Source organism: Pseudomonas koreensis (genome assembly GCF_012986595.1).
Taxonomy (GTDB): Bacteria; Pseudomonadota; Gammaproteobacteria; order Pseudomonadales; family Pseudomonadaceae; genus Aquipseudomonas; species Aquipseudomonas koreensis.
Window position 1 is genome coordinate 503,951 of record NZ_JAAQYM010000002.1, and the last position, 14,693, is coordinate 518,643.

Annotated in this window: 10 protein-coding genes and 2 pseudogenes; 11 read left to right on the forward strand and 1 reads right to left on the reverse strand. The window is 60.7% G+C overall.

Going from position 1 to position 14,693, the window contains the following annotated elements; genetic code table 11:
• The first annotated feature begins 42 nt into the window (after nt 1-42).
• The 5 genes and pseudogenes from HBN98_RS07485 (at nt 43) to HBN98_RS07500 (ending at nt 5,243) form a co-directional block, all read left to right on the forward strand.
• Complete coding sequence (locus HBN98_RS07485; RefSeq protein WP_083368102.1) at nt 43-639, forward strand: biliverdin-producing heme oxygenase; 597 nt, start codon at nt 43-45, stop codon at nt 637-639.
• Between the two features lie 165 nt (nt 640-804).
• The gene (locus HBN98_RS07490; RefSeq protein ID WP_064588890.1) at nt 805-1,200 is read left to right on the forward strand and encodes a YbaN family protein; all 396 of its coding nucleotides are present in this window, start codon (nt 805-807) and stop codon (nt 1,198-1,200) included.
• Between the two features lie 639 nt (nt 1,201-1,839).
• Nucleotides 1,840-2,847: pseudogene (locus HBN98_RS28210) on the forward strand (methyl-accepting chemotaxis protein); the annotation flags it as partial.
• Between the two features lie 330 nt (nt 2,848-3,177).
• Nucleotides 3,178-3,705: pseudogene (locus tag HBN98_RS28215) on the forward strand (methyl-accepting chemotaxis protein); the annotation flags it as partial.
• A 191-nt stretch (nt 3,706-3,896) separates the two neighbouring features.
• Nucleotides 3,897-5,243: a CoA transferase gene (locus HBN98_RS07500; protein ID WP_083368100.1), complete on the forward strand. Its 1,347-nt coding sequence runs from the start codon at nt 3,897-3,899 to the stop codon at nt 5,241-5,243.
• A 118-nt stretch (nt 5,244-5,361) separates the two neighbouring features.
• Here the strand turns inward: HBN98_RS07500 and arcD (HBN98_RS07505) are convergent, their stop codons facing one another.
• Nucleotides 5,362-6,789 (reverse strand): arginine-ornithine antiporter, encoded by a 1,428-nt coding sequence (arcD, locus tag HBN98_RS07505; RefSeq protein WP_083368099.1) that lies wholly within the window; start codon nt 6,787-6,789, stop codon nt 5,362-5,364.
• 422 nt (nt 6,790-7,211) lie between these two features.
• Between arcD (HBN98_RS07505) and arcD (HBN98_RS07510) the strand changes: the two genes are divergently transcribed.
• From arcD (HBN98_RS07510) to HBN98_RS07535, 6 genes are all read left to right on the forward strand, one after another.
• Entirely contained in the window at nt 7,212-8,639 is a 1,428-nt protein-coding gene (gene arcD / locus HBN98_RS07510; RefSeq protein WP_064588894.1) for an arginine-ornithine antiporter, read from the forward strand.
• A 33-nt stretch (nt 8,640-8,672) separates the two neighbouring features.
• Complete coding sequence (gene arcA, locus HBN98_RS07515) at nt 8,673-9,929, forward strand: arginine deiminase (RefSeq protein ID WP_064588895.1); 1,257 nt, start codon at nt 8,673-8,675, stop codon at nt 9,927-9,929.
• Between the two features lie 173 nt (nt 9,930-10,102).
• A complete protein-coding gene (locus tag HBN98_RS07520; RefSeq protein WP_064588896.1) occupies nt 10,103-11,113 on the forward strand; it encodes an ornithine carbamoyltransferase in 1,011 nt (336 codons plus the stop codon).
• Nucleotides 11,114-11,262: 149 nt separating this feature from the next.
• Complete coding sequence (gene arcC, locus HBN98_RS07525; RefSeq protein ID WP_064588897.1) at nt 11,263-12,192, forward strand: carbamate kinase; 930 nt, start codon at nt 11,263-11,265, stop codon at nt 12,190-12,192.
• Nucleotides 12,193-12,254: 62 nt separating this feature from the next.
• The gene (locus HBN98_RS07530) at nt 12,255-12,617 is read left to right on the forward strand and encodes a DUF5064 family protein (RefSeq protein WP_083368098.1); all 363 of its coding nucleotides are present in this window, start codon (nt 12,255-12,257) and stop codon (nt 12,615-12,617) included.
• Between the two features lie 158 nt (nt 12,618-12,775).
• Nucleotides 12,776-14,284 carry a sigma-54-dependent transcriptional regulator gene (locus tag HBN98_RS07535; RefSeq protein WP_083368097.1) on the forward strand — a complete coding sequence of 503 codons (1,509 nt, stop codon included), beginning with the start codon at nt 12,776-12,778 and terminating at the stop codon, nt 14,282-14,284.
• Nucleotides 14,285-14,693 lie beyond the last annotated feature (409 nt).

Consider the following 14,693-nt stretch of genomic DNA (forward strand, 5'->3'; position numbering starts at 1 on the left):
GTTCGTCTCGTTATCAAGCGCCTCTTTTATCAAGGACCTCTCATGACCACTTCGGAAAAAGCCCTGCGTTCACAACGCCTGAACCAGATCACTCACGAGCCGCACAGCAAGCTCGACGCCCTGGTCAAGGCTCACGCGCCGTTCGAAACCCGCGCCAGTTTTGCGCGCTTCGTCGTCGCGCAATATCTGTTTCAGTCGGAACTGGTCGACCTCTATAACAACGCCGAACTGACGGCCATCGTCCCGGATCTGCCGGCCCGTTGCCGCGCTGCAGCGGCCAAGGCTGACCTGGCGGACCTGGACACTGAAGTCCCGGCCCCCGTGGCTGGCGCCGTGAAAAATCCGGGCAAGGCCCGGGCTTTGGGCTGGCTGTTCGTCTCCGAAGGTTCGAAGCTTGGCGCAGCGTTCCTGATCAAGCGCGCCGTGGCGCTGGAGCTGAGCGAAACCTTCGGCGCCCGGCACTTGGGCGAGCCCGAGGGCGGTCGTGCCGAAGGCTGGAAAAGCTTCGTGCGCACCCTCGACTCGCTGCAATTCACGGCCGAAGAGGAAGCCGAAGTCGAGCAAGGCGCGCTGGATGCATTCAACCGCTTCACCGTGCTGCTGGAACAGGCTTACGCAACCGAAGCCGAGCCGGCCTGATCCAGCACAAATCCCCTTGTAGGAGTGAGCCTGCTCGCGATGGCGGTGTATCAGTCGACATTGATGTTGCATGACCGGACGCCATCGCGAGCAGGCTCACTCCTACAGGGGAACTGTGTAAGCCTGTAAGATCCCGATTCCGCTTCAGAAGCCACCGCTGAGCCCATGCCGCAACCCGCCTCCTCCAAACTCGCCCGTCTGCTGTTCGGCCTGCTGGCCTACGTCAGCCTCGGCATCGGCCTGATTGCCATCGTCGTGCCAGGCTTGCCGACCACCGAGTTCATCCTGCTTGCCGCCTGGGCCGCCACGCGCAGCTCGCCACGCCTGAGCGCCTGGCTGGAAAACCATCGGCTGTTCGGGCCGATCCTGAGCAACTGGCGCAACGGCAAGATCATCGCGCGCAAGGCCAAGGTCAGCGCCACGATCAGCATGCTGCTGTGTGCGACGCTGATGCTGGTGATGCTTGATCACGGCTGGCCGGTGTACCTGGCGATTGCCGGCATGACCCTGGGCAACCTGTGGATCTGGTCGCGCCCGGAAGCCATCACCTCCTCCTCCTGACTTCACAGCCCCTCTGTGGCGAGGGAGCTTGCTCCCGCTCGGCGGCAAAACCGTCGCAAAACCTTTGCACAGGGTGACTCGACAAGAATGCAGCGGAGCGCTTCGCACTCCAGCGGGAGCAAGCTCCCTCGCCACAAAAGCCTCATCACCCCACAAGCACTCCGTCATTCATCAGGCTGAAACTTCCCTGTAATTAATCGCCTTTTCAGCACAATCCCCTGCGCAAACGTTTTGCGCTGACCGTTCGTCGGCAAGGGCCTCATGCGCCCTCGCCCGGCGCCGATGAGCATTGAATGGCGCTGAATGGATTTGGCGAACCGGTTACTCCGCCCGGGCCACCTGCTCATTCATTCACGAGATCGCCCCATGTTCGACTCTCTCTCCATTCGCCTGAAAATCGTCCTGCTCTCCGGTCTGTGTCTGCTCGGTGTGGTTGCGCTGATCGTCGGCATGAACATTTACCAGACCAACCAGAACGACGAACTGGTCAGCGACTCGAGCAACAAGCTGCTCACCGCCAGTGTGCAGAACCTGTTGCAGGCCAAGGCGGCCGAGCAGGCGGTGCGGGTGCAGAAGACGTTTGGCGAAAGCCTGACGGTGATCACCGCCCTGGCCGATCAGATCAAGGACATGCGCGTGATGGCCGCCAAGCGTGCGCTGGACGCTGGCGCCCTGCGTGAAGAGTTGAACCTGAGCCTGAAAACCGCGTTCGAGCGCAACGACAAGGTGCTCGGTATCTGGCTCGCCTTCGAACCCAACGGCCTCGATGGCAAGGACAGCGAATTCGTCAACGATGCCGCGCGCCAGTCCAACGAAGCCGGGCGCTTTGCGACGTATTGGAGCCGCGCTGCCGGTTCTGCGCTGAACACGATCATGGTCGAAGAAGACATGACCAAGACCACCCTCAGCCTCAGCGGCACGCCGTACAACAGCTGGTACACCTGCCCTCGCGACAACAAGCGCACCTGCCTGCTCGACCCGTATGCCGATACCGTGGGCACCAAGGAAATGTTGATGACCACCATTTCCGTGCCGCTGATCGTCGACGGCAAGGCCATCGGCGTGGTCGGTGTCGACATCGCCCTCGATGCCCTGCAAGCGGCGGCCGTGGAGTCCCAGCGCAACCTGTTCAACAACGCCGGGCACATGCTGATCGTCTCCGGCAGCGGCGTGCTCGGTGCCGACAGTTCCGATGCAACCAAGGTCGGCAAAAAGATCAGCGACACCCTTGGCGCCGACGGCAAAGACCTGCTGCAACTGGTCAGCAGCGGCACGCCGAAGATTCTCGAACAGGGCGACTTGATTCGCGCCGTGTATCCGGTCGATCCGATTGGCAACTCACGGGCCTGGGGCGTGGTCATCGACCTGCCGAAACAGGTGCTGCTGGCCGATTCGGTCAAGCTGCAAGCGGTGCTCGACGATGCTCAGGAAACCGGCGTGTTTACCGCATTGGCAGTGGCAGTGGTGGCCGGTCTGATTGGCCTGCTGCTGATCTGGCTCACCGCTTCCGGCGTCACGCGCCCGATCAACAGCGTTGCCGAGATGCTGAAAAACATTGCCAGCGGTGAAGGCGATCTGACCCAGCGCCTGAACTACAGCAAGCAAGATGAACTGGGCGAACTGGTGAACTGGTTCAACCGCTTCCTCGACAAGCTGCAACCGACCATCGCCCAGATCAAGCAGAGCATCACCGAGGCCCGTGGCACCGCCGACCAGTCTTCGGAAATCGCCCGCCAGACCAGCGAGGGCATGCAGGTGCAGTTCCGCGAAATCGACCAGGTCGCCACCGCGTCCAACGAAATGAGCGCCACCGCCCACGACGTCGCCAACAGTGCCTCGAACGCGGCCAACGCCGCCAAGGGCGCCGATCAGTCGGCCAAGGACGGCATGTCGATCATCGAACGCAGCACCCGCGACATCAATCAACTGGCCGACGAAGTCAGCAAAGCGGTGACCGAAGTCGAAGCGCTGGCAGTCAACAGCGAGCAGATCGGCTCGGTGCTGGAAGTGATCCGCAGCATCGCCGAACAGACCAACCTGCTGGCCCTCAACGCCGCCATCGAAGCGGCCCGCGCCGGTGAGAGCGGGCGTGGTTTCGCGGTGGTCGCCGATGAAGTGCGCAACCTCGCCAAGCGCACCCAGGATTCGGTGGAAGAAATCCGCATCGTCATCGAGCGCATCCAGACCGGCACCCGAGGCGTGGTCGCGACCATGCATTCGAGCCAGACCCAGGCCCACAACAACGCCGGGCAGATCCGTCAGGCGGTGGATGCGCTGGGCAAGATCAGCGATGCGGTGACGGTGATCAGCGACATGAACCTGCAGATCGCCAGCGCCGCCGAACAGCAAAGCGCCGTGGCGGAAGAGGTCAACCGCAACGTCTCGGCGATTCGCACCGTCACCGAAACATTGACCGAGCAAGCCACTGAATCGGCGGCGATCAGCAGTCAGCTCAATGCCCTGGCGAGCCAGCAGATGAAGCTGATGGATCAGTTCCGCGTCTAGCAAACCTGCAAAAAAACCTGTGGGAGCGAGCCTGCTCGCGAAGACGGCAGCACATACAACATTAATGTGACTGATCCACCGCATTCGCGAGCAGGCTCGCTCCCACAGAGGTAAGTGTTCACCCACTAGCGTTTTCATCTGGCCCGACATTCTTTTGCACTATCATCGCCCTCTCTCCCGGAGGGCCGTCGATGACTGATTTACTCACGTCCATTCAAGCCGCACTCGGCTTGCCCCACACGCCGATTCCGTTCACCGGCAGCGGCGCGCTGCCCTCGGCGTTCGCCGTCACCGACCTGGCCTGCGCCAGCATTGGCGCTGCCGGGCAGGCCGTCGCCGAGCTGCTCCGACAGCAGACCGGGCACGTGCCCGCTGTCGAAGTCGACCGAAGGCTGGCTTCGTTCTGGTTCGCCACCTCACTGCGCCCGATTGGCTGGGAAGTCCCGCCGCTGTGGGATCCGGTCGCCGGCGATTACGCGACCCGGGACGGCTGGATCCGCCTGCACACCAACGCCCCGCACCACCGCGCCGCTGCTGAAAGTGTGCTGGGTGCCTGCGCCGACCGTGCCGCGATGGCGGCGAAAGTCGCGCAATGGAGCAGTGCCGAGCTGGAGCAAGCGGTGGTCGAGGCCAAGGGCTGCGCCGCCCAAATGCGCAGTTGGGCACAGTGGCAGCAGCACCCGCAGGGGCTGGCGGTGAATGCCGAACCGCTGGTGCACTTCACTGCTGATCACGACGAAATCGCGTCATCGTGGTCCGGTTCGCAGACGCAACCGCTGGCCGGCCTCAAGGTGCTGGACTTGACCCGGGTGCTCGCCGGCCCCACCGCCAGCCGTTTTCTCGCCGGCCTCGGTGCCAATGTGCTGCGCATCGATCCGCCGAGCTGGAACGAACCGGGCGTGGTGCCGGAAGTCACCCTCGGCAAACGCTGCGCACGGCTTGATCTGCATGCTCCGGCGGATCGCGCGCTGTTTGAAAACCTGTTGAAGGGCGCCGACATTCTGCTGCACGGCTACCGCGCCGACGCCCTGGAACGCCTTGGCTTCGGTGCCGAGCGCCGCCGGCAACTGGCGCCGGGGCTGATCGATGTCTGCCTCAACGCCTACGGCTGGAGTGGCCCATGGCAGAACCGCCGTGGCTTCGACAGCCTGGTGCAGATGAGCAGCGGCATCGCCGAGGCCGGACAGCGCTGGAAGCACGCTGACAAACCCACGCCGCTGCCGGTGCAGGCACTGGATCATGCGACCGGGTATCTGATGGCGGCGAGTGTGATCCGTCTTCTGACGGAACGTTTAAAGACCGGCCGGGGCGGTTCGGCGCGTTTGTCATTGGCGCGAACTGCCAAGCTGTTGATCGAACAGGGACCGGGGCCCAACGAAGCCCTGCGCGCCGAGGATGAGCAGGATCAAAACCCTCGGGTGGAACAGACCCCGTGGGGGCCGGCGCACCGCTTGCTGGCACCCGTGACGATCAGCGGGACGCCGCTGCACTGGGCGCTGCCGGCCACTGAATTGGGTTCACATCGCCCGCAGTGGTGAATTTGAAACCGCTATCGCGAGCAGGCTCACGCCCACATTTGCAATGTATTCCCCTGTGGGAGCGAGCCTGCTCGCGAAGAGGTTCGCACTGACACCAACGAGTCAGGATCAACCTGACTCACAACGACAGCACCCCGCTGTACAAACCGTATGCCGCCAACCCTGCCCCAATGACCACGGCAGTAAAAATCCCTTTCTCGACAGGGGTGAACAACGGCTCGCCCTGCTCATGTTTGGCCTTGGCAAACAGCACCACCCCTGGCGCATACAGCAGCGCCGACAGCAGCAAATACTTGACTCCGCCGGCATACAACAACCACACCGCATAACACAGGGCGATGCCGCCGATCAGCAGGTCCTTGGTGCGTTCGGCCGAGGCGTGTTCATAGGTTTCGCCGCGTCCGCTGAGCAACACCGCGTAAGCTGCCGACCACAGGTACGGCACCAGAATCATCGAAGAGGCAAGGTAAATCAGGCTGGTGTAGGTGCCGGCGGAGAACAGCGTGATCAGCAGGAAAATCTGAATCATCACGTTGGTCAGCCACAGCGCATTGACCGGCACATGGTTGGCGTTTTCCTTTTTCAGAAACGCCGGCATGGTCTTGTCCTTGGCCGTGGCAAACAGGATCTCGGCGCACAGCAGCGCCCACGACAGCAACGCGCCGAGCAGCGACACCGCCAGGCCGAGGCTGATCAGCAGCGCGCCCCATGGCCCGACGATGTGTTCCAGCACCGCCGCCAGCGATGGATTCTGCAGTTTCGCCAGTTCCGGCTGGCTCATGATCCCCAGCGACAACACATTGACCAGCACCAGCAGCGCCAGCACGCCGATAAAACCGATCACCGTGGCACGGCCGACATCGCTGCGTTTCTGCGCCCGCGCCGAGTACACGCTGGCGCCCTCGATGCCGATGAACACGAACACCGTTACCAGCATCATGTTGCGCACCTGATCCATCACCCCGCCGAAGCTCGGGTTGCTGCGGCCCCAGATGTCGCGGGTGAAGATGTCGGCCTTGAACGCCACCGCCGCAATGACGATGAACATGATCAGCGGCACGATCTTGGCGACCGTGGTCACCTGATTGATGAACGCCGCCTCCTTGATCCCGCGCATCACCAGAAAATGCACGGCCCACAGCAGCACCGACGCGCAACCGATGGCGACCGGCGTGTTGCCCTGGCCGAACACCGGGAAGAAATAACCGAGGGTGCTGAACAGCAATACGAAATAACCGACGTTGCCCAGCCAGGCGCTGATCCAGTAACCCCAGGCGGACGAGAAACCCATGTAGTCGCCGAATCCGGCCTTGGCGTAGGCGTAGACGCCGGAGTCCAGTTCGGGCTTGCGGTTGGCCAGGGTCTGGAACACGAAGGCCAGGGTCAGCATGCCGATGGCGGTGATGCCCCAACCGATCAGGATCGCCCCGGCATCGGCGCGGGCGGCCATATTTTGTGGCAGGGAAAAAATCCCTCCTCCAATCATCGAACCCACCACCAGGGCGATCAACGCACCCAGTCGCAGCTTTTGCGTCGGTTGCGACATTCTTGTCTCCCTTAATTTATTTGTAACAACTATTAACTAAACGGCTAATACCGAATCACGTTTATCAAGTAATGCCGAGAAACACCCTCTTATATATAGCGACTGATGCTAACGGCTATCACGCCTAGACAGTTTTGTTGGCGAATCCTGATAAATCAATTCTGTACTGAAAACAGACGCCGAAATTTGCCAAAAGCTGAAAAAGAACTAGCGTGTTAATTCCATAGTAATAAGACCAATTCCCAACCACATCAGGCAAAACCCTCTAGGACGGGCTTTCCAGGCAATAGCGTTATGCCTCCAGTTGTTTCATAAGTCATTCATTAACAATGGAATGTGGCCATGCACTGATCTACGTCAGCTGATTGAACAGACAACAGATCTACGCTGTGAACTCTTCTCTCCTGCAATGGAGTCATGCAATGTCTGAAGCTCCCGGAAAACTACGACTAGGTGCACTGGTTGCCTTGGTAGTCGGCTCAATGATCGGTGGCGGGATATTTTCTTTGCCACAAAACATGGCCGCCAGCGCCGACGTCGGCGCGGTGCTGATTGGTTGGGCCATCACCGCTGTCGGCATGCTCACCCTCGCTTTTGTTTTTCAGACCCTCGCCAATCGCAAGCCCGATCTGGACGGCGGTGTCTACGCCTATGCCAAGGCCGGATTCGGCGATTACATGGGTTTCTCGTCCGCCTGGGGTTACTGGATCAGCGCCTGGCTGGGCAACGTCGGTTACTTTGTTCTGTTGTTCAGCACCCTCGGTTATTTCTTTCCGGTGTTCGGCGAAGGCAACACGGTGGCGGCGGTCATCGGCGCATCCGTGCTGCTGTGGGCCGTGCACTTTCTGGTGCTGCGCGGGATCAAGGAGGCGGCCTTCATCAACCTGGTGACCACCGTCGCCAAGGTCGTGCCGCTGCTGCTGTTCGTATTGATCGCGCTCTTCGCGTTCAAACTGGACATCTTCACCGCCGACATCTGGGGCGTGAAAAACCCTGATCTGGGCAGCGTGATGAACCAGGTGCGCAACATGATGCTGGTCACCGTGTGGGTGTTCATAGGCATCGAGGGCGCGAGCATCTTCTCGGCCCGCGCCGAAAAACGCTCGGACGTGGGTAAAGCCACCGTCATCGGTTTCATCACCGTGCTGCTGTTCCTGGTGCTGGTCAACGTGCTGTCGCTGGGCATCATGACTCAGCCGGAACTGGCGAAACTGCAGAACCCGTCGATGGCCGCCGTGCTCGAGCACGTGGTCGGTCACTGGGGTGCGGTGCTGATCAGTGTCGGTCTGATCATCTCGTTGCTGGGCGCTCTGCTGTCGTGGGTGCTGCTGTGCGCGGAGATCATGTTCGCCGCCGCCAAAGACCACACCATGCCGGAGTTCCTGCGCAAGGAAAACGCCAACCACGTACCGGTCAACGCCCTGTGGCTGACCAACGCGATGGTGCAGGTGTTCCTGATCATCACCCTGTTCTCGGCCAGCACTTACCTGTCGCTGATCTACCTCGCCACCTCGATGATTCTGGTGCCGTACCTGTGGTCGGCGGCCTACGCCCTGCTGCTGGCGGTGCGCGGCGAAACCTATGAGGGCTTCGCGGCCGAGCGGCGCAAGGACCTGATCATTGGCGGCATCGCCCTGATCTATGCGGTCTGGCTGCTGTACGCCGGCGGGGTGAAATACCTGCTGCTCTCCGCCCTGCTGTACGCCCCCGGCGCGATCCTGTTCGCCAAGGCCAAGCTCGAACTCAAACAAGCGGTTTTCACCAACGTCGAGAAGCTGATTTTCGCTGCGGTGGTCGTCGGTGCCCTGGTGGCAGCCTACGGTCTCTACGACGGCTTCCTGACTCTGTAACCCCTGATTGTTTTGTTATCTGGAGGATCTGAAATGACCACGGAAAAAGTTAAGTACGGCGTCCATTCCGAAGCCGGCAAACTGCGCAAAGTCATGGTTTGCTCCCCAGGCTTGGCCCACCAGCGGCTGACCCCGAACAACTGCGATGAACTGCTGTTCGACGACGTGCTGTGGGTCGCCCAGGCCAAACGCGACCACTTCGACTTCGTGACCAAAATGCGTGAGCGCGGCATCGACGTGCTGGAAATGCACAACCTGCTGACCGACATCGTCGCCATCCCGGAAGCGCTGGACTGGATTCTTGATCGCAAGGTCACCGCCGATTCGGTGGGCCTGGGCCTGATCAGCGAAGTCAAATCCTGGCTGAAAAGCCTTGAGCCACGGCACATCGCCGAATACCTGATTGGTGGCGTGTCCGCCGATGATCTGCCGGACAGCTTCGGTGGCAAGACCATCCAGATGTTCCGCGACTTTCTCGGCCACTCGAGCTTCATCCTGCCGCCGCTGCCGAATACCCAGTTCACCCGCGACACTACCTGCTGGATCTACGGCGGCGTCACCCTGAACCCGATGTACTGGCCGGCGCGCCGTCAGGAAACCCTGCTGACCACCGCCATCTACAAATTCCACCCGCAGTTCACTAACGCCGATTTCGAGATCTGGTACGGCGACCCGGACAAGGACCACGGCAGCTCGACCCTGGAAGGCGGCGACGTGATGCCGATCGGCAACGGCGTGGTGTTGATCGGTATGGGCGAACGCTCATCCCGGCAGGCCATCGGCCAACTGGCGCTGAACCTGTTCAAGAACAAGGCCGTGGAAAAAGTCATCGTCGCCGGCCTGCCGAAGTCCCGCGCGGCGATGCACCTGGACACCGTGTTCAGCTTCTGCGATCGCGACCTCGTGACGATTTTCCCGGAAGTGGTGAACCAGATCGTCGCCTTCACCCTGCGGCCTGACGAAAGCAAACAGGGCGGCATCGACATTCGCCGCGAAGAAACCAACTTCCTCGACACCGTCGCCAAAGCCCTCAACCTGCCGAAGCTGCGCGTGGTGGAAACCGGCGGCAACAGCTTCGCCGCCGAACGCGAACAATGGGACGACGGTAACAACGTGGTGGCCGTGGAACCGGGCGTGGTCATCGGCTACGACCGCAACACCTACACCAACACCCTGCTGCGCAAGGCCGGCGTGGAGGTCATCACCATCAGCGCCGGTGAACTGGGCCGCGGCCGTGGCGGCGGCCACTGCATGACCTGCCCGATCATCCGCGACCCGATCGATTACTAACTTTTTTCTTAACACGACCCGGCGCTGTGAAAGCGTAGCGAGCGAAGGAAAGACAAGGCAAAAACAGGCGAGGAAGCGGAGTTTACTGGTTGTAAATGAGCATTCCGAGCCTGTTTTTAACGCAGTATTTCCGAGCGCAGTAGCTTTCACAGTGTCGGGCAAGGAGATCCATCATGGCTTTTAATATTCACAACCGTAACCTGCTCAGCCTGGAACACCACACTCCACGTGAGCTGCGTTACCTGCTCGACCTGTCCCGCGACCTGAAACGCGCCAAGTACACCGGCACAGAGCAGCAACACCTGAAGGGCAACAACATCGCCCTGATCTTCGAAAAAACCTCGACCCGTACCCGCTGCGCGTTCGAAGTGGCGGCCTACGACCAAGGCGCCAACGTCACCTACATCGACCCGAACTCCTCGCAGATCGGCCACAAGGAAAGCATGAAAGACACGGCCCGCGTGCTGGGTCGCATGTATGACGCCATCGAGTACCGTGGCTTCAAACAGGAAATCGTCGAAGAACTGGCGAAGTTCGCTGGCGTGCCGGTGTTCAACGGCCTGACCGATGAATATCACCCGACCCAAATGATCGCCGACGTGCTGACCATGCGTGAGCACGCCGACAAGCCGATCCACGAGATCAGCTACGCCTACCTCGGCGATGCGCGTAACAACATGGGTAATTCGCTGCTGCTGGTCGGCGCCAAACTCGGCATGGACGTGCGCATCTGCGCGCCGAAAGCGCTGTGGCCGCATGACGATCTGGTCGAGCGCTGCCACAAATACGCGGAAGAAAGCGGCGCACGCATCACCCTGACCGAGGATCCGAAAGCCGCGGTCAAAGGCGTCGACTTCATCCACACCGATGTCTGGGTGTCGATGGGCGAACCGGTGGAGGCGTGGGCCGAGCGTATCCAGCAACTGCTGCCGTACCAGGTCAACAAAGAGCTGATGAAGGCCACCGGCAACCCACGCACCAAGTTCATGCACTGCCTGCCGGCGTTCCACAACAGCGACACCAAGGTCGGCAAACAGATCGCCGAACAGTATCCGCACTTGGCCAACGGCATCGAAGTGACCGACGACGTGTTCGAGTCGCCAGCCTGCATCGCCTTCGAGCAAGCGGAAAACCGCATGCACACCATCAAGGCGATCCTGGTCTCGACCCTGGCTGATCTATAAAAGCTGATCGGGATTTCCTGATCGACCACTGACCTGTAGGAGCTGCCGAAGGCTGCGATCTTTTGATCTGTTTTTCTACAATCAAAGTCAAAAGATCGCAGCCTTCGGCAGCTCCTACAGGGGTTAACGAACTCTGAAAGGATTGCACCATGCGTATCGTCGTAGCTCTGGGCGGTAACGCCCTGCTCCGCCGTGGCGAACCGATGACCGCTGACAACCAGCGCGCCAACATCCGCATCGCCACCGAGCAAATCGCCAAGATCCATCCCGGCAACCAACTGGTCATCGCCCACGGCAATGGCCCGCAAGTCGGCCTGCTGTCGCTGCAAGCGGCGGCCTATACCTCCGTCACCCCTTACCCGCTGGACGTGCTCGGCGCCGAAACCGAAGGCATGATCGGCTACATCATCGAACAGGAACTGGGCAACCTGCTGGACTTCGAAGTGCCGTTCGCCACCCTGCTGACCCAGGTCGAAGTCGACGCCAACGATCCGGCCTTCAAAAACCCGACCAAACCGATCGGCCCGGTCTACGAGAAGGCCGAAGCCGAAAAACTCGCCGCCGAAAAAGGCTGGGCCATCGCGGCGGACGGCGACAAGTTCCGCCGCGTGGTCGCCAGTCCACGGCCGAAACGCATCTTCGAAATCCGTCCGATCAAGTGGCTGCTGGACAAGGGCAGCATCGTCATCTGCGCCGGTGGCGGCGGCATCCCGACCATGTACGACGAGCACCGCCACCTAAAAGGCATCGAGGCGGTGATCGACAAGGACCTGTGCTCCTCGCTGCTCGCCGAGCAACTGGAGGCCGACTTGCTGGTGATCGCCACCGACGTCAACGCGGCGTTCATCGATTTCGGCAAACCGAGCCAGAAAGCCATCGCCGAGGCGCATCCGGATGAACTCGAACGATTGGGTTTTGCCGCGGGGTCCATGGGACCAAAGGTTCAGGCAGCCTGCGAATTCGCGCGCCATACTGGCAAGGTTGCGGTGATCGGCTCGCTGGCGGACATCGAAGCCATCGTCCAGGGCACCGCCGGTACTCGCGTCAGCACCGCGAAGCCGGGCATCAGCTATCGATAATTAGAAACTCCGGGGGCAGACTCAGGGTCTGCCCTTCTCCCATGCCTTGAAAGGAGAAACCCATGGCCCAGTTTGAACCCGGTCATTTGCATATCGAGCGGCACGCGTTGACCGACGACGACGTCAACTACAACGTGTGCCTCGACTATGAAATGTTCACCGATCCGGAAAAAGGCAAAGGGATGCAGTTCACTCTGCATGGAAAAATGCAGGGCAAAGACGTGAAGGAAACGTTTTTCCTGCCCAAGGAAGAGGTTTACAACTTCGCCCGCGACGTGACCCGGATCGCCGAAAAATACGGGATTCCCAAGACCCACAGCCAGATCAGCTCGGTTCACAAACATTACGACATGATGTTTGAAGACATCCGCAAGCAGTTGGATATGCATTCCGGTGATCCGGTCAATCTTGAGCACTTCGAATAACCCCGGAATCAAAAGCTCGCAGCCTTCGGCAGCGCCTGCATTTATCGCGTTTCTCTGTAGGAGCTGCCGAAGGCTGCGATCTTTTGATCTGATTTCACCATTGCCCCGCCCCAAGGCATACTTGCCACCCTCCGCTCTGCAGAACACTGAACCGCCCCATGCGTATCCACGTCAGCTTCATCGACCGCGTCGGCATCACCCAGGAAGTCCTGGCTATCCTCGGTGGGCGCAATCTCAATCTGGATGCCGTGGAGATGATCCCGCCCAACGTCTACATCGACGCCCCGACGTTGAGCCCGCAAGTGCTCGAAGAACTCAAAGATGCGTTGTTTCGGGTGCGCGGTGTAGAAGCGATCACCGTGGTCGACATCCTCCCCGGTCAGCGTCGGCACTTGCAACTCGATGCCCTGCTCGCGGCGATGACCGATCCGGTGCTGGCGCTCGACAGCGCGGGCAAGGTGCTGCTGGCCAACCCGGCATTGATTGCGTTGTACGGCCGCGAACCGGCGGGCGAAAGCGTGTCTGAGCTGTTCAACGATCCCGGCCTGCTCGACACTCTGCTCGAACAAGGCTTTCGCCTGCCGCTGCGGGAAATCACCGTCAACGGCCAGACTTTGCTGCTGGACGCCACGCCGATCACTGACGCTGGCGCCCTGCTCACCTTGTATCAACCGAACCGCATCGGCGAACAACTCTCGGCGTTGCACCACGACCATGCTGAAGGTTTCGATGCGCTGCTCGGCGAATCCCCGGCGATCCGCACCCTCAAGGCCCGCGCACAACGGGTCGCGGCCCTTGATGCACCGCTGCTGATTCAAGGCGAAACCGGCACCGGTAAAGAGCTGGTGGCCCGTGCCTGCCACGCCATCAGTGCGCGGCACAGTGCGCCGTTCCTGGCCTTGAACTGCGCGGCGCTGCCGGAGAACCTCGCCGAGAGCGAACTGTTCGGCTACGCTCCCGGTGCCTTCACAGGCGCACAACGAGGCGGCAAACCGGGGCTGATGGAACTGGCCAACCAGGGCACGGTGTTCCTCGACGAGATCGGCGAGATGTCGCCGTACTTGCAGGCCAAGTTATTGCGTTTTCTGAATGACGGCAGTTTCCGTCGGGTCGGCGGTGATCGCGAGGTCAAGGTCAACGTGCGGATCCTCAGCGCCACCCACCGCGACCTGGAAAAAATGGTCAGCGAAGGCCTGTTCCGCGAAGACCTGTTCTATCGCCTCAATGTGCTCAACGTCGAAGTGCCGCCACTGCGCGAACGCGGTCAGGACATCCTGCTGCTGGCGCGCTATTTCATGCAGCAGGCCTGCGCGCAGATCCAGCGTCCGGTCTGCCGCCTCGCCCCCGGTACCTATCCGGCGCTGCTCGGCAATCGCTGGCCGGGCAACGTGCGGCAACTGCAGAACGTGATCTTCCGCGCCGCCGCGATCTGCGAAAGCAGCCTGGTCGATATCGGTGATCTCGACATCGCCGGCACCTCCGTGGCGCGCCAGACCGACAGCGACGTCGACAGCCTCGAACAAGCCGTCGAGTCGTTCGAAAAGTCGCTGCTGGAAAAGCTCTACGTCAGCTACCCCTCCACCCGCCAACTGGCCAGCCGACTGCAAACCTCGCACACGGCGATTGCCCATCGCCTGCGCAAGTACGGCATTCCCAACAAACCCTGAAGACAATGCAAATTCCCCGTGTGGGAAATACCCCCTGTGGGAGCGAGCCTGCTCGCGAAAGCGGTATATCAGCAAAATCATTGTCGACTGACACACCCTCTTCGCGAGCAGGCTCGCTCCCACAAGGTTATGTGGCGGATTCGAAATCCGTTCAAAAACGACCTCCATCTGTACTGAAAGCGCTACAGCGGAACGATATCGCTACACCCTCCTCCGATCACCGCTGTGCAAGGCTTTGATCCGCTTCAGCTTTTCTCTTTGCCCCAAGCTGTAGCGATTTCGCTACAGGGGCTCGATTCCCAACACTCCCCAAGATAGCTAACCGTATGATTTATATAGATAAATCCAAGATGGCCGCGTTCTTGCTAAGTAACCGCTCATAAAATCAGGGCTTTCCCGCCCAAGCCTT